Raw genomic sequence first — 13708 nt, 5'->3', positions numbered from 1 at the left:
CCGCACAGCCGGGTTTGGCACGATGGCACGGTGACCGCACCCTTGACTCCGCCACCGCCGCCGAACGAACGCCCGTCGTACCAGGGCGGGCCGGTGCCGCCGCCCGCCGGCGCACACGCGGTGGGAGCCGCGTCCGGCGGTTCTCACGACCCCTACGGCACGCACGGCGAACAGGACGGCCCCGGGATGCTGACCGAAGTGCGACAGGCCGCCGTGACCGCGGTGGCGGTCGCGCTCTTCGGCGCGCTGCTGGGCGTGCTGTGGTGGAAGCTGGCGCCGAGCGTGCCGCTGGTGGGCGAAGTGGTCAACGACAGCTGGGTCGTCTACCTCAAGGACTCCGAGGGCGAGCAGGCGATCGGCGTGGACGGAACGTTCACGCTGCTCGCGCTGGCGTTCGGGGCGCTCAGCGGGGTCGTGGTCTTCCTGCTGCGGCGGCGCGGTGGCGTGCCGCTGGTGGTGGCCCTGTGCGCCGGCGGTCTGCTCGGGTCGCTGCTGGCCTGGCGGCTCGGGGTGTGGCTCGGGCCGGCCCAGGACGTGATCGCGCACGCCAAGGACGTGGGCAAGGGGGTGACGTTCTCCGCGCCGCTCAAGCTGGGCGCCAAGGGGGCGCTGCTGGCCTGGTCGCTCGCGGCGCTGGTGGTCCACCTGGGGCTGACCGGCCTGTTCGGGCCCCGGGACCCGGAGCCGGATCCGTGGCCGGCACCGGGGCAGTATCCGTCGGGACCCTCGGGGCCGTACGGGGGCAAGTCGGTCTAGGCCGGGCGGCGGCCGTGGTTCGCCCGGCCCTTCCTGGTGCGCCACCGGCGCTTGCGCGTTCGCTTCGACATGTCCTGTCTGATTAGCCGACAACGGGACGTCCGTCGAGAGGGCGCGCACCTCCGGCCGGGGTCGGGCGCGCCCGATCGGCGCCGGCACCGGGTCCCGGGGTCAGGCGCGCCCGATCGGGGCCAGCACCGCGTCCGTGAGCCCGGCCAGGTCGCCGGGGGCCAGCTCGACCTCCAGGCCGCGGCGGCCCGCCGAGACACAGATCGTGGCGTGTTCCGCGGCCGACGCGTCCAGGACCGTCGCCAGTCGCTTGCGCTGGCCCAGCGGGGAGATGCCGCCGCGCACATAGCCCGTGGTGCGCTCGGCGAGCGACGGGTCGGCCATCGCCGCGCGCTTGCCGCCCACCGCGGCCGCCAGCGCCTTGAGGTCCAGCTGGCCCGCCACCGGCACCACCGCGACCGTCAGGGCGCCGTCGACGTCCGCCACCAGCGTCTTGAACACCCGCTCCGGCGAGACGCCCATCGCCTCGGCCGCCTCCTCGCCGTAGGACGGGTGCGCCGGGTCGTGCTCGTAGGCGTGGACCGTGTACGTCACCCCGGCCGCCGTGAGCGCCACCGTCGCGGGCGTGCCGCCCGACTGCTGCTTCTTCGCCCTGCCGGGCTTGTTCGGCTTCTTCGCCATGCGGGCCAGTACCTCAGTTGAGACTCGTCGGGCCGCGCGTCAGTTCCTGCGCGGGCAGGGACGGCAGCGTACGGATGATGGCGGTCTCCGAGCGAAGGAGTTTCAGCTCGTCCCGCAGCCGCGAGGCGGTGTCCGGGGCCTGGAGCAGGCGCTGCTTCGTCGGCGTGTCCAGCATCATCGCGGCGGCGACCAGGTAGGAGACCACACCCGGTTCGTCCGGCAGCTCGGCGCCGGTCGCCAGCGACCGTTCGCGGGCCCCCGCCAGCCGCTTCTGGTACTGCCGGAAGGACCGCAGCACGCCCTCCGCCAGGGCGCCCGCCTCGTCGCCCGCCTCCTCCGGCAGCGGCTCCAGCTCGGCCGTCAGGAACGGACCCGAAGCCTCCACCGAGAGCAGCCGCATCCGGGTGGTGCCGGTCGCCAGCACCTCGAAGGTGCCGTCGGCCCGCTCGCGGACGGTCGCCGCGTCCGCCACGCAGCCCACCTTGTGGAACGCCTTGAGCGGGTCGGTCCCGAACCCGGCCGTCGGGCCGCGCTCGACGGTGGCCGTCGGGTCGGGCAGGCCGGGGGCGGTCTGGGCCACCTCGTGGCCGTCGCGGATCGCCACGACGGCGAACCGGCGCGGTTCGTCCTCGGGAGTCTTCAGCAACTCGCGCATCATGGCGCGATAGCGCTCCTCGAAGATGTTGAGGGGGAGCACCAGACCCGGGAACAGGACCGAGTTCAGGGGGAAGAGGGGGAGCCGGACGGTGGTCACGACGCAGAAGCCTAATGGTCGCCGGGACGGACGCGTCCGCCGTGCCCGTATCGCGGCGGTCCCGAACCCGCCGTACCGGTCGTGGCGGACGCCTGCGCCACGCGTGCGCGGACATCCGCGCGCACCTGGAGGAAGCCGCCGAGCGGGTCGTCCGTGTCCCGGTCCCACGGGAAGGACGTGACGTACGGGCCGGTCAGCCGCAGCTGCTCCGCCGCGTCCTGGTGGCGTTCCAGGCGTACGAGGACGTGGACGAGCAGGTTCCGCAGCTCCGCCGCCCAGGGGTCGGCCGCCGGGTGGGCCGCCGAGAGGGTGATCGCGCGGTCCGCGGCGGCGTCCAGGCGGGGGCGGTGGGTGCGTACGGCGGCCGGCGTCCGGCAGGTGAGGGCCGCGTGCAGCGGCAAGGCCCGCACGAGCGCGTCCCCGGGCGCGTCCTGGGCGGCCGTCTCCGCGAAGTCCAGGCACTCGCCGTGGGCGTCGGGCGAGGCGGCGGCCAGGTACTCCAGGGCGGCGACATGGCTGCCGTAGTGGTGCGGGCTGCGGCGGACCGCCTGTTCCCACAGGCGCTCGAACTCGGCGTGTCCGGCCCGCGCACCCAGCGCGGCGTCCAGCGCGGTACGCCACGGCACCGGGTCGGCGGGCCCGGCGGCCGCCGCGGCGGCGGCGAGGGCGGGGAGCACCGGGCGCAGGAGTTCGGCGCGGGCCGGTGAGGCCCAGTGACGGTGGACCGTCAGGCGGGCGGCCACCAGCAGGGCGTCGGGGTCGTCCGGGGCGGCGGCACGCCAGGTGTCGAGCCACTCGGAGCGGGACCGGGCGAAGGCGGCGAGCCGGGTGGCGTAGCGGTCGCGGTGGTCCCATTCGGCGTTCTCGCGGGTACAGGCGAGAAGGCCGGCCGCGGGGCCGTGCTCGCCCCGGGCCGCGGCGACGAGGGCGGGGGCGAGGCGGTCGTCGGGGGCGTCGAGGAGCACGTCGTCGTCTGGGGCGGGCCGGGGTGTCCGGGAGCGGGCCCGGGCAGCCGCGGTCCGCAGGAACGCGCGCAGCATGGCCTGTACGACGGTCGAGGGTTCGGGATGGTTGTGCGGCCGGCCCCCGCCTTCGGCCAATCGTGGCTCCTCACCCGCACCGACCGCCGACACACGTCACCCGGTGCGGGTGCCGCCCGTCTGCTGAGGGGGCGCGCCGGGGATCTTCGGGGTGGGCGCCGGGGACTTGTGGGGTGTTTGGCTCGGGCTTTCGGCGGGGTGCTTCCGGGTGGAGGCGGGGCGCTCCGGCCGGGAGACGGCGGGCCGGGGGTGGTCGTGCCGCGGAGACGAGCCGTGGCTGACCCCGGCGAAACCCGTGGCTGATCCTGGCGGAACCCGTGGCTGACCCCGGCGGAAGCCGTGGCTGACCCAGCGGGGTCAGTTTCGGCGGAGGAGGCGGGTGGCGCCCGCTGCCACCGTGGTCGCCAGGACCCAGCCCAGCAGGACCAGGGCCGTCGACAGCCACTGCCAGCCGTCGTGGAGCTGCCAGGAGCCGGCCTGGCCCAGGTCGATCACCGGGAGGAGGAGGTCGAGGGCGAAGAGGGCCGGGTTCCAGTCGGGGTGTTCGCCGCTCTTCAGCGGAGGCGGGTCCGCACGCGCGAAGGCGAGGGAGCCCGCCGCCCACAGCACCGCCATCCACACCGCTGCCCGACCCGGCCGGTACCCGTAGGCGACCGTCCAGTCCTGCGCGTAGCCCACCAGCTTCGCGGCGAGGGGCAGGCTCTCGCGCCGCCTGCGGTGCTTGGCGAGCAGCACCTCGCGGGCGTCCTCGTCCTCGCCGCCGGCGCGCAGCACCGCCGCGAGGCGCTCGTACGGCTCCGGGTGGTACTCGGCGGTCGCGGCGCCCACCCACCGCAGCCGCTTCGCCAGCGGGAACGGCCCGCGCGGCACCAGGTTCTCGTAGGCGAAGCCGCCCATGTGCAGCCGGCCGGGGCCCGGCCAGCTGTCCGCCCGGTCCATCAGGTTGACCACCCGCGCCCCCGACAGCACCACCCGCCCGCGCGCCGGACGCTCGCCCAGGAAACGCAGCTCGGGCGTCTGCACCCGGCGCAGCGACAGCTCCTGGTCGTCGGTGAAGGTGAACCGCGCGTGCTCCAGGTCCAGCGCGTCGCCGAACCGCCCGTCGTCGAGCCGCACCCCGCCCTCGCACTCGAAGCGCTGGATGCGGGTGCCCTGGGCGGGGGTGGTGCCGCGCAGCAGCGGGCTGCCCAGGCCCGCCGGGGTCAGGTACAGCGTGCGCTCCACCGTCAGCTGCGGGGCGTTCAGCGCGTGCCGCGTGTACGGGTTCAGCAGCCGGGCGCCGCGCAGGCTGAGCGACACGCCGACCTGGGCGCTGCGCAGACTCACCTCGCCGTGCGACTCCAGCATCTCGGCCTGGAGGTCCTGCCCGACGGTCATGCCGTCCGCGGCGATGGAGCGCCCGCTGCGGTCCCGGTGCACGATCGCCTGGTTGAGCAGCAGGTCGGTGCCTATCTGCGCGTCCGTGAGCCGGATGCCGCCCGGGAACCGGGAGCGCGGCAGGTGCAGGTCGCCCTCGGTGTGCAGCCGCGCCGCCTCCAGCCGCGGCACCGCGCAGTCCACCAGCCGCACCGTCGTGAACCGGGTCTCCGGCAGCAGCACCTCCCGCTCGAAGCGGCAGCGCCGCAGCTCGACATAGGGCACCACCGTGCCGCCCGCCAGGTCCATCGTGTCGCTGATCTGTACGCCCACCAGCTGCAGCGAGGACACCCGGCCCGCGAGCGCCGGCGGGCCGTCGAGGAGCAGCCAGCACACGACGCGGGCCCGCACGGTCCGCTCCGGCCCCCACGGGTGCCCGCCGTGCGGGTCGTCCACCGCCGGGTCGCCGCTGCTCAGGTCGTACACGCTGCCGTTGCGGAAGGCCTGCCACATGCCGGCCTCGGCGGTGGTCAGGTCGTCCGGCAGCTCTCCGTCACGATGGCCTGCCCCCTCGGTCACGGTGCTTCACTCCCTCCCCACCTACTCGCCGGTCGCTCACTCTTCGTACAACCGTTCATGCCCACTGAGTGACCTGTCGAACACTCAAAGTGAGCACGGATCGCACGAGTTCACCGTGGGCCGTGAGGTCCGTCGCGTTCTGTATCAGCCATTGATACGCGCGGACCGGGCCGGACGCGGGTCTGAGAGAATTGGTTCCGTGATCTCCCGAATCGATCTGCGCGGCGACGCCCTCCCCGAGGGCCCCGCCCTGCGCGACCTGCTGCCCCGAGCCGACTTCGACGTCTCGGTCGCCCTGGAGAAGGTGCGTCCGATCTGCGAGGCCGTGCATCATCGCGGGGACGCGGCGCTGATCGACTTCACCGAGCAGTTCGACGGCGTCCGGCTGGAGCGGGTGCGCGTTCCGGCCGAGGAGCTGACCCGCGCGCTCGAGGGTCTCGACCCGGAGGTGCGCGCGGCCCTGGAGGAGTCCATCCGCCGCGCCCGCCTCGTCCACCGCGAGCAGCGCCGCACCACGCACACCACCCAGGTCGTGCCCGGCGGCTCGGTCACCGAGAAGTGGGTCCCGGTCGAGCGGGTCGGGCTCTACGTGCCCGGCGGCCGGTCGGTCTACCCGTCGTCGGTGGTCATGAACGTGGTGCCCGCGCAGGAGGCCGGGGTCGGCTCGATCGCGCTCGCCTCGCCCGCGCAGGCCGAGTTCGGCGGCATCCCGCACCCCACGATCCTCGCCGCCTGCGCCCTGCTCGGCGTCGACGAGGTGTACGCGGCGGGCGGCGCCACCGCCGTGGCGATGTTCGCCTACGGCACCGAGTCCTGCCCGCCCGCCAACATGGTCACCGGCCCCGGCAACATCTGGGTCGCCGCCGCCAAGCGCTTCTTCACCGGGAAGATCGGCATCGACGCCGAGGCCGGACCGACCGAGATCGCCGTCCTGGCGGACTCGACGGCCGACCCCGTGCACGTCGCCTCCGACCTGATCAGCCAGGCCGAGCACGACCCGCTGGCCGCCGCCGTCCTGGTCACCGACTCCGTGGAGCTGGCCGACGCGGTGGAGAAGGAGCTGCAGCCGCAGGTCGAGGCCACCAAGCACATCGAGGACCGGATCCGCCCGGCCCTGGCCGGCCGCCAGTCCGCGATCGTCCTCGTCGACGGCCTGGACGAGGGCCTGCGGGTCGTGGACGCCTACGGCGCCGAGCACCTGGAGATCCAGACCGCCGACGCCGCGGCCGTCGCCGACCGGGTCAGGAACGCCGGTGCGATCTTCGTCGGCCCCTGGGCACCCGTCTCGCTCGGCGACTACGCGGCCGGGTCCAATCACGTCCTGCCCACCGGCGGCTGCGCCTGCCACTCCTCGGGCCTGTCCGTGCAGTCCTTCCTGCGCGGCATCCACATCGTCGACTACACGCGCGACGCGCTCGCCGAGGTCGCACGGCACGTGGTGACGCTGGCCGAGGCGGAGGACCTGCCCGCGCACGGCGCGGCGATCAAGGCGAGGTTCGAGTGGAAGGTCCCGGAGAGCAAGTGACGTTCGGCATCGACGATCTCCCCGTACGGGACGAGCTGCGCGGCAAGTCCCCCTACGGCGCGCCCCAGCTGGACGTGCCGGTACGGCTGAACACCAACGAGAACCCCTACCCGCTGCCCGAGGCGCTGGTCGAGCGGATCGCCGAGCGGGTCCGCGAGGCCGCCCGCGACCTCAACCGCTATCCGGACCGGGACGCGGTCGAGCTGCGCACCCAGCTGGCCCGGTACCTGACCAACACCTCCGGACATCCGCTGGACGTGAGCAACGTCTGGGCGGCCAACGGCTCCAACGAGGTCATCCAACAGCTGCTGCAGACCTTCGGCGGGCCCGGCCGCACCGCGATCGGCTTCGAGCCGTCGTACTCGATGCACGGCCTCATCGCGCGCGGTACCGGCACCGGCTGGATCTCCGGGCCGCGCCACGAGGACTTCACCATCGACGTGCCCGCGGCCGAGCAGGCGATCGCCGAGCACCGCCCGGACGTCGTCTTCGTCACGACTCCCAACAACCCCACGGGCAACGCGGTCCCGGCCGAGACGGTCCTCGCCCTCTACGAGGCCGCACAGGCCGCCAAGCCCTCCATGGTCGTGGTCGACGAGGCGTACATCGAGTTCAGCCACGGCGCCTCGCTGCTGCCGCTGCTGGACGGCCGGCCGAACCTGGTCGTCTCCCGCACCATGTCGAAGGCGTTCGGCGCGGCGGGCCTGCGCCTCGGCTACCTCGCCGCGCACCCGGCCGTCGTCGACGCCGTCCAGCTCGTACGGCTGCCGTACCACCTCTCGGCCGTCACCCAGGCGACCGCGCTGGCCGCCCTGGAGCACACGGACACGCTGCTGAAGTACGTCGAGCAGCTGAAGACCGAGCGGGACCGGCTGGTCGCCGAACTGCGGGCCATCGGCTACGAGGTGACGGAGTCCGACGCCAACTTCGTCCAGTTCGGGCGGTTCGCGGACTCGCACGCGACCTGGCGGAAGATCCTCGACCGGGGCGTCCTGGTCCGGGACAACGGCGTGCCGGGATGGCTGCGGGTCACCGCCGGCACCCCGGAGGAGAACGACGCGTTCCTCGACGCGGTACGTGAAGTCAAGAAGGAGCAGAACACATGAGCCGCGTGGGACGCGTGGAGCGCACGACCAAGGAGACTTCGGTCCTCGTCGAGATCGACCTCGACGGCACCGGCAAGACCGACATCGCCACCGGCGTCGGCTTCTACGACCACATGCTCGACCAGCTCGGCCGGCACGGTCTGTTCGACCTGACCGTGAAGACCGACGGCGACCTGCACATCGACTCCCACCACACCATCGAGGACACCGCCCTCGCGCTGGGCGCCGCCTTCAAGCAGGCCCTCGGCGACAAGGTGGGCATCTACCGCTTCGGCAACTGCACGGTCCCGCTGGACGAGTCACTCGCCCAGGTCACCGTCGACCTCTCCGGCCGCCCCTACCTCGTGCACACCGAGCCCGAGAACATGGCGCCGATGATCGGCGAGTACGACGTGACGATGACCCGGCACATCCTGGAGTCCTTCGTCGCTCAGGCCCAGGTCGCCCTGCACGTGCACGTGCCCTACGGGCGCAACGCGCACCACATCGTGGAGTGCCAGTTCAAGGCGCTGGCCCGGGCCCTGCGCTACGCCTCCGAGCGCGACCCGCGCGCGGCCGGCATCCTGCCTTCCACGAAGGGCGCGCTGTAACCCATGAACGGTACGTCCACCGCACTGATCGTCGTCGGCCTCTTCTTCCTCGGCGGCATCTACTCCTTCGCCAAGCAGCAGATGCCCAAGGGGCTGATCGTGCTGCTGTCCATCGGCGCCGGCATGTGCCTGCTCGCGGGCGTCCTGAGGCTGGAGGTCTGGAGTTGACCCCGGTGAACCCGAAGCGGGTCGTCGTCTTCGACTACGGCTTCGGCAACGTCCGCTCCGCCGAGCGCGCCCTCGCGCGCGCCGGGGCCGACGTCGAGATCACCCGCGACTACGACAAGGCGATGAACGCCGACGGGCTGCTGGTCCCCGGCGTCGGCGCCTTCGCCGCCTGCATGGACGGCCTCAAGGCCGTCCGCGGCGACTGGATCGTCGACCGCCGGCTGTCGGGCGGACGCCCGGTCATGGGTATCTGCGTCGGCATGCAGATCCTCTTCTCGCGCGGCATCGAGCACGAGGTGGAGGCCGAGGGCCTGGACGAGTGGCCCGGCACGGTCGGACCGCTGCAGGCCGACGTCGTGCCGCACATGGGCTGGAACACGGTGGAGGCACCGGCCGACTCCCAGCTCTTCGCCGGCCTGGACGCGGACGCCCGTTTCTACTTCGTGCACTCCTACGCCGTCCACGAGTGGACGCAGGAGTCGCACAACCCGCTGATCGCCGAGCCCAGGGTCACCTGGTCCACGCACGGCAAGCCCTTCGTGGCCGCCGTGGAGAACGGCGCGCTGTGGGCCACCCAGTTCCACCCCGAGAAGTCCGGTGACGCCGGAGCCCAGCTCCTCACCAACTGGATCGAGACCCTCTAGAGATGAGCCCGGTAGAGATGAGCAAGCTCGAACTCCTCCCCGCCGTCGACGTCCGCGACGGCCAGGCCGTCCGCCTCGTGCACGGCGAGTCCGGCACCGAGACCTCCTACGGCTCCCCGCTGGAGGCCGCCCTCGCCTGGCAGCGCTCCGGCGCCGAGTGGCTGCACCTGGTGGACCTGGACGCGGCGTTCGGCACCGGGGACAACCGCGCGCTGATCGCGGAGGTCGCGAAGGCCATGGACATCAAGGTGGAGCTGTCCGGCGGCATCCGCGACGACGACACCCTCGCCGCCGCCCTCGCCACCGGCTGCACCCGGGTGAACCTGGGCACCGCCGCCCTGGAGACCCCCGAGTGGGTCGCCAAGGTCATCGCCGAGCACGGCGACAAGATCGCGGTCGGCCTGGACGTACGGGGCACCACGCTCCGGGGCCGGGGCTGGACCCGCGACGGCGGCGACCTCTACGAGACGCTGGACCGTCTGAACAAGGAGGGCTGCGCACGGTACGTCGTCACCGACATCGCCAAGGACGGCACCCTCCAGGGCCCCAATCTGGAGCTCCTGAAGAACGTCTGCGCCGCCACCGACCGCCCGGTCGTGGCGTCGGGCGGCGTGTCGTCCCTGGACGACCTGCGCGCGATCGCCGGGCTCGTCCCGGACGGTGTCGAGGGGGCCATCGTCGGGAAAGCCCTCTACGCGAAGTCGTTCACCCTGGAAGAGGCCCTGGAGGCTGTGTCGACATGACGTCCGAAGCCGTACGGCGCGTGCAGAGCGGAAGTCCCTGGGAAGAGTCCTTCGGTTTCGCACGGGCCGTGGCGGCGGGTGATCGTGTCATCGTGGCGGGCACCACCGCCTTCAAGGGCGACATGCTCTACGGCGAGGGCGATCCGTACGAGCAGACCAAGGTCGCCTTCGCCACCGCCCTCGAGGCGATCGGCGAGTTCGGGCTCGATGTCGAGTCCGTGGTCCGGACCCGTGTGTACCTGGCACATTCCCGTGACGTCGATGAGGTGGGCCGCGCCCACAAGGAGCTGTTCGACTCCGTGCGGCCGGCCACGACCCTGCTGGTCGTGGAGGGCTTCATCGACTCGCGGGTCCTGGTGTCGGTCGAAGTGGAAGCGTATAGAGGAGCCGTGGATTCATGACCCTGGCGGTCCGAGTCATCCCCTGCCTGGACGTGGACGACGGCCGGGTGGTCAAGGGCGTCAACTTCCAGAACCTGCGCGACGCGGGCGACCCCGTCGAGATGGCCAAGGTGTACGACGCCGAGGGCGCAGACGAGCTGACGTTCCTGGACATCACCGCCTCGTCGGGCGACCGCGAGACGACGTACGACGTGGTGCGCCGCACCGCCGAGCAGGTGTTCATCCCACTGACCGTCGGCGGCGGGGTGCGCACCGCCGAGGACGTGGACAAGCTGCTGCGGGCCGGCGCGGACAAGGTGGGCGTCAACACCGCCGCCATCGCCCGCCCCGACCTGATCCGCGAGATCGCCGAGCGGTTCGGCCGCCAGGTCCTCGTGCTGTCGGTCGACGCCCGCCGCACCGAGGCGGGCACCTTCGAGGTGACCACCCACGGCGGTCGTCGCGGCACCGGCATCGACGCCGTCGAGTGGGCGCACCGGGCCGCGGAGCTGGGCGCGGGGGAGATCCTGCTCAACTCGATGGACGCGGACGGCACGAAGGACGGCTACGACCTGGAGATGCTGGCGGCGGTACGCAAGCACGTGACCGTCCCCGTGATCGCCTCGGGCGGCGCGGGCAGCCTCGCCCACTTCGCCCCGGCGGTCGAGGCGGGCGCGGACGCGGTCCTGGCGGCGTCCGTCTTCCACTTCGGCGACCTGCGGATCGGCGAGGTGAAAACCGCCCTGGGCGAGGCGGGTCACCCCGTTCGGTAGTTCGAGAGGTCGCCCTCGGTAGTGAACGTGGTAGTGGTCCCGGTGGCGGCCCCGCTAAGGTGCTCATATGCCTGGGATCACGATTGAGTTCACCGAGGAAGAGCTGGCCGAGCTGCGCGCCGAGGCCAAGGAACAGGGTGTCGCGATCAAGCGTCTCGCGCACGACATACTGACCGAGGACGTGGTGCGCCGACGGCAGAAGCAGCGGTTCGTGGAGGGGGCGTCGAAGTACGCCCGCGAGATCATGGCTGACTTCGAAGAGCGCTTCCCGGCGGGACTGCGGTGACGCTCTACGTCGACGCCGGCTGGGTCCTCTGCGTGCAGGTGGAGGTCTCACCGCCGAACACGCCCATCAGGGACTGGGGCGCCCTTCACTGCATGGCCGAGAGGCATCGGTACGAGCGGGTCGCGGGAGAGCCCTACTACGAGGAGATCCCGGCTCGAGCGGCCACGTTCCTGCACACCGCGCTGAGGCTCCGCCCGTTCACGGACTACAACGCGTCGATCGGCATCGGCTGCATTCGGGCGTACATGGAGGCATCCGGAACACCGGTCGACCCGCGACCCGGCGACTGGGCCAAACTCGTCTCCGACATCCGCAGCGACGAGGCCGACCTCAACGAAACCGCCCGCCTGCTGTGCGACTGGGCTGCCTGACCAGGTGTCCGACCTCACCGACATAGCCGACCGGCAGGCCGGCCCCACTCCAGCCCGCCCCGCCCACCGGGACGGCAACGTCCTGCGCTGGGTCGGGGCCTACACCGCGTCGATGCTCGGTGACAGCGTCTTCTTCCTCGCGCTGTCCTGGGCCGCCGTGCGGCAGGGCAGTCCCGCCGAGGCCGGGATCGTCACGGCCGTGAGCGCGGTGCCGCGTGCGCTGCTCATGCTCGGCGGGGGAGTGGTCGTCGACCGGCTGGGACCGCGCAGGGTCGTCATCGGCAGCGACGCCGTGCGGTGCGCGGCGGTCCTCGCGGTGGCCGCGCTGCTCTTCGCCACCGACCCGGGACTGTGGCTCCTGGCCCTGCTCGCCCTGGTCTTCGGCGCGGTGGACGCCCTCTTCATGCCCGCCGTCGGAGCCCTCCCCGCGCGCATCACCACCAAAAACCAGCTGGCCCGAGTCCAGGGCATGCGCGGCCTCGCCGTCCGCCTGTCCTCCGTCGTGGGCGCCCCGCTCGGCGGTCTCGGCGTGGCGCTCGGCGGTGCTGCGGCGGCCTTCGCCCTCGCCGGGGTGCTGATCGCCGTGTCGGTGCCGCTGCTGGTCTCCGTACGGCTGCGCGAGCTGCCTCCCGACGACACGGCAACCGCCGAGGGCGGCACCGCGTGGCGGGACCTGCGGGACGGGCTCCGGTACATTCGCCGGCACCGCGTCCTCGGACCGCTGATGCTGGTCATCGCCCTCGGCGACCTCGGCTTCGTCGGCCCGCTCAACATCGGCCTGACCCTGCTCGCCGACGAACGCGGCTGGGGAGCCTCCGGCATGGGCTGGGTACTCGCCGGTTTCGGGATCGGCGCCGGGGCGGCCGCCCTGCTGCTGACCGTCCGGGGACGCGTGCCGCACGCCGGGTACGTCGTCGCCGGCGCCCTCGTCCCCGGCGCGGTCGCGATCGGCGCGCTGGCGCAGGCACCCGCCCTTCCGGTGGCCGTCGGGACGGCGCTGCTCATCGGGCTGCTCGCGGGCCTCAGCGGTGCGCTCTGCGGGGCCCTGCTCCAGACCCAGTCCGCTCCCGCTCTCCTCGGCCGTGTCACGGCGGTCTCCGGCATCGTCAGCCTGGGCATCGCCCCGCTGAGCATGCCGCTGTCCGCCGCCGCCATCGGCGTCTGGGGCACCGGTCCCGTCTTCGCCGTCAGCGCCTTGGTCTGCGGCCTCGGCGGGGTCGTCGCCCTGTGCGCGCCGGGCGTACGGCGGGCCGAGCTGCCGAAGTGAGCGGCTGAGGTCAGATGCCCAGCTGCTTCGTCTCCCGCAGCTTGGCGATCGCGTTCTCCTCGCCCGCCAGCTCCACCTTCGCCGCGCCCTGCCTGCCGCACGCGAACAGCAGCAGCTCGGACGGCTCGCCCGTCGCCGTCACCACCGGCGTACCCCGGTGGGCGACCGTCGTCTGGCCGTTCGGGCGGCGCAGCACCAAGCCCGTCGGGATGCCCCGTCCCATCAGGCGGGCGGCCCGCTCCAGGCGGGACCACAGGGCGTCCTGGAAGACCGGGTCCAGCTCGCGCGGCGACCAGTCCGGCTGGGCGCGGCGGACGTCCTCGGTGTGGACGTAGAACTCCACCGTGTTCGCCGCCTCGTCGACCTGCTTGAGCTGGAAGGGGGAGAAGCGGGGCGGGCCGGTGCGGATCAGCTGGAGCAGCTCCTCGTACGGCTTCGCGCCGTACTCCTCCCGCACCCGGTGGAGGCGGGACTCCAGCGGCTTGATCAGGGCGCCCCCGGCCGCGTCCGGACGCCGCTCGCGCACCACCACGTGCGCGGCCAGGTCACGGGTCCGCCAGCCCTCGCACAGGGTCGGGGCGTCCGGACCGGCCGTCTCCAACAGGTCCGCGAGCAGAAGTCGTTCACGCTTGGCGAAAGTCGACATGGAGTCAGCCTACGGCGGTCGGCCGGGTCCGCCC

17 protein-coding genes are annotated in these 13708 nt (G+C 72.9%); 12 read left to right on the top strand and 5 right to left on the bottom strand.

Annotation, left to right across the window (positions count from 1 at the left end):
* Positions 1-30 precede the first annotated feature (30 nt).
* Positions 31-756: an AAA family ATPase gene (locus IE258_RS30375; protein ID WP_159326648.1), complete on the top strand. Its 726-nt coding sequence runs from the start codon at positions 31-33 to the stop codon at positions 754-756.
* A gap of 171 nt (positions 757-927) precedes the next feature.
* Here IE258_RS30375 and ybaK read toward each other — a convergent pair whose 3' ends face one another.
* The 4 genes from ybaK to IE258_RS30355 all read right to left on the bottom strand — a co-directional run bounded on the left by ybaK (position 928) and on the right by IE258_RS30355 (position 5175).
* A complete protein-coding gene (gene ybaK / locus IE258_RS30370) occupies positions 928-1446 on the bottom strand; it encodes a Cys-tRNA(Pro) deacylase (RefSeq protein ID WP_189748884.1) in 519 nt (172 codons plus the stop codon).
* 13 nt (positions 1447-1459) lie between these two features.
* Positions 1460-2200, bottom strand: a complete 741-nt coding sequence (locus tag IE258_RS30365; RefSeq protein WP_159326646.1) for an LON peptidase substrate-binding domain-containing protein — start codon at positions 2198-2200, stop codon at positions 1460-1462.
* A gap of 11 nt (positions 2201-2211) precedes the next feature.
* Positions 2212-3240, bottom strand: coding sequence for a hypothetical protein (locus IE258_RS30360; RefSeq protein WP_189749016.1), 1029 nt, complete (start codon positions 3238-3240; stop codon positions 2212-2214).
* Positions 3241-3597: 357 nt separating this feature from the next.
* Positions 3598-5175 carry an oxidoreductase gene (locus tag IE258_RS30355; RefSeq protein WP_189748882.1) on the bottom strand — a complete coding sequence of 526 codons (1578 nt, stop codon included), beginning with the start codon at positions 5173-5175 and terminating at the stop codon, positions 3598-3600.
* A 199-nt stretch (positions 5176-5374) separates the two neighbouring features.
* On the opposite strand from IE258_RS30355, the gene hisD reads away from it, so the two are divergent.
* The 11 genes from hisD to IE258_RS30300 all read left to right on the top strand — a co-directional run bounded on the left by hisD (position 5375) and on the right by IE258_RS30300 (position 13028).
* Entirely contained in the window at positions 5375-6700 is a 1326-nt protein-coding gene (gene hisD, locus IE258_RS30350) for a histidinol dehydrogenase (RefSeq protein WP_189748880.1), read from the top strand.
* Positions 6697-7806, top strand: a complete 1110-nt coding sequence (locus tag IE258_RS30345) for a histidinol-phosphate transaminase (protein ID WP_189748878.1) — start codon at positions 6697-6699, stop codon at positions 7804-7806. Before hisD ends, IE258_RS30345 begins: the two co-directional genes overlap by 4 nt.
* Complete coding sequence (gene hisB, locus IE258_RS30340; RefSeq protein ID WP_030186039.1) at positions 7803-8396, top strand: imidazoleglycerol-phosphate dehydratase HisB; 594 nt, start codon at positions 7803-7805, stop codon at positions 8394-8396. Before IE258_RS30345 ends, hisB begins: the two co-directional genes overlap by 4 nt.
* A gap of 3 nt (positions 8397-8399) precedes the next feature.
* Positions 8400-8564: a CG2302 family histidine operon protein gene (locus tag IE258_RS30335; protein WP_003976764.1), complete on the top strand. Its 165-nt coding sequence runs from the start codon at positions 8400-8402 to the stop codon at positions 8562-8564.
* On the top strand, positions 8561-9208 hold the full coding sequence (gene hisH, locus IE258_RS30330) for an imidazole glycerol phosphate synthase subunit HisH (protein ID WP_189748876.1): 648 nt from the start codon (positions 8561-8563) through the stop codon (positions 9206-9208). Before IE258_RS30335 ends, hisH begins: the two co-directional genes overlap by 4 nt.
* Before the next feature lie 17 nt (positions 9209-9225).
* Positions 9226-9951: a bifunctional 1-(5-phosphoribosyl)-5-((5-phosphoribosylamino)methylideneamino)imidazole-4-carboxamide isomerase/phosphoribosylanthranilate isomerase PriA gene (gene priA, locus IE258_RS30325; protein WP_159326698.1), complete on the top strand. Its 726-nt coding sequence runs from the start codon at positions 9226-9228 to the stop codon at positions 9949-9951.
* Positions 9948-10352, top strand: a complete 405-nt coding sequence (locus IE258_RS30320) for a RidA family protein (RefSeq protein ID WP_159326641.1) — start codon at positions 9948-9950, stop codon at positions 10350-10352. Before priA ends, IE258_RS30320 begins: the two co-directional genes overlap by 4 nt.
* The gene (hisF, locus tag IE258_RS30315; RefSeq protein WP_189748875.1) at positions 10349-11104 is read left to right on the top strand and encodes an imidazole glycerol phosphate synthase subunit HisF; all 756 of its coding nucleotides are present in this window, start codon (positions 10349-10351) and stop codon (positions 11102-11104) included. The genes IE258_RS30320 and hisF overlap by 4 nt, the downstream gene beginning before the upstream one ends.
* A 67-nt stretch (positions 11105-11171) precedes the next feature.
* Entirely contained in the window at positions 11172-11390 is a 219-nt protein-coding gene (locus IE258_RS30310) for a hypothetical protein (RefSeq protein WP_030186025.1), read from the top strand.
* A gap of 92 nt (positions 11391-11482) precedes the next feature.
* Entirely contained in the window at positions 11483-11761 is a 279-nt protein-coding gene (locus tag IE258_RS30305) for a hypothetical protein (RefSeq protein ID WP_229892513.1), read from the top strand.
* 4 nt (positions 11762-11765) lie between these two features.
* A complete protein-coding gene (locus IE258_RS30300; RefSeq protein ID WP_268256353.1) occupies positions 11766-13028 on the top strand; it encodes an MFS transporter in 1263 nt (420 codons plus the stop codon).
* A 10-nt stretch (positions 13029-13038) separates the two neighbouring features.
* Here IE258_RS30300 and IE258_RS30295 read toward each other — a convergent pair whose 3' ends face one another.
* Positions 13039-13674 carry a TIGR03085 family metal-binding protein gene (locus tag IE258_RS30295; protein WP_189748871.1) on the bottom strand — a complete coding sequence of 212 codons (636 nt, stop codon included), beginning with the start codon at positions 13672-13674 and terminating at the stop codon, positions 13039-13041.
* Between the last annotated feature and the right edge of the window lie 34 nt (positions 13675-13708).

The organism is Streptomyces tendae (genome assembly GCF_014650435.1).
GTDB lineage: Bacteria > Actinomycetota > Actinomycetes > Streptomycetales > Streptomycetaceae > Streptomyces > Streptomyces tendae.
The sequence above is the reverse complement of the archived record's forward strand: the minus strand, read 5'-3'. Positions and strand labels throughout refer to the sequence as shown.

What these genes read in the sequence shown, in the direction of transcription:
- ybaK (WP_189748884.1), bottom strand. Translation starts at nt 1,446, where the DNA reads ATGGCGAAGAAGCCGAACAAGCCCGGCAGGGCGAAGAAGCAGCAGTCG.
- IE258_RS30360 (WP_189749016.1), bottom strand. Translation starts at nt 3,240, where the DNA reads ATGCTGCGCGCGTTCCTGCGGACCGCGGCTGCCCGGGCCCGCTCCCGG.
- hisB (WP_030186039.1), top strand. Translation starts at nt 7,803, where the DNA reads ATGAGCCGCGTGGGACGCGTGGAGCGCACGACCAAGGAGACTTCGGTC.
- IE258_RS30335 (WP_003976764.1), top strand. Translation starts at nt 8,400, where the DNA reads ATGAACGGTACGTCCACCGCACTGATCGTCGTCGGCCTCTTCTTCCTC.
- priA (WP_159326698.1), top strand. Translation starts at nt 9,226, where the DNA reads ATGAGCAAGCTCGAACTCCTCCCCGCCGTCGACGTCCGCGACGGCCAG.
- IE258_RS30320 (WP_159326641.1), top strand. Translation starts at nt 9,948, where the DNA reads ATGACGTCCGAAGCCGTACGGCGCGTGCAGAGCGGAAGTCCCTGGGAA.
- hisF (WP_189748875.1), top strand. Translation starts at nt 10,349, where the DNA reads ATGACCCTGGCGGTCCGAGTCATCCCCTGCCTGGACGTGGACGACGGC.
- IE258_RS30310 (WP_030186025.1), top strand. Translation starts at nt 11,172, where the DNA reads ATGCCTGGGATCACGATTGAGTTCACCGAGGAAGAGCTGGCCGAGCTG.
- IE258_RS30305 (WP_229892513.1), top strand. Translation starts at nt 11,483, where the DNA reads ATGGCCGAGAGGCATCGGTACGAGCGGGTCGCGGGAGAGCCCTACTAC.
- IE258_RS30295 (WP_189748871.1), bottom strand. Translation starts at nt 13,674, where the DNA reads ATGTCGACTTTCGCCAAGCGTGAACGACTTCTGCTCGCGGACCTGTTG.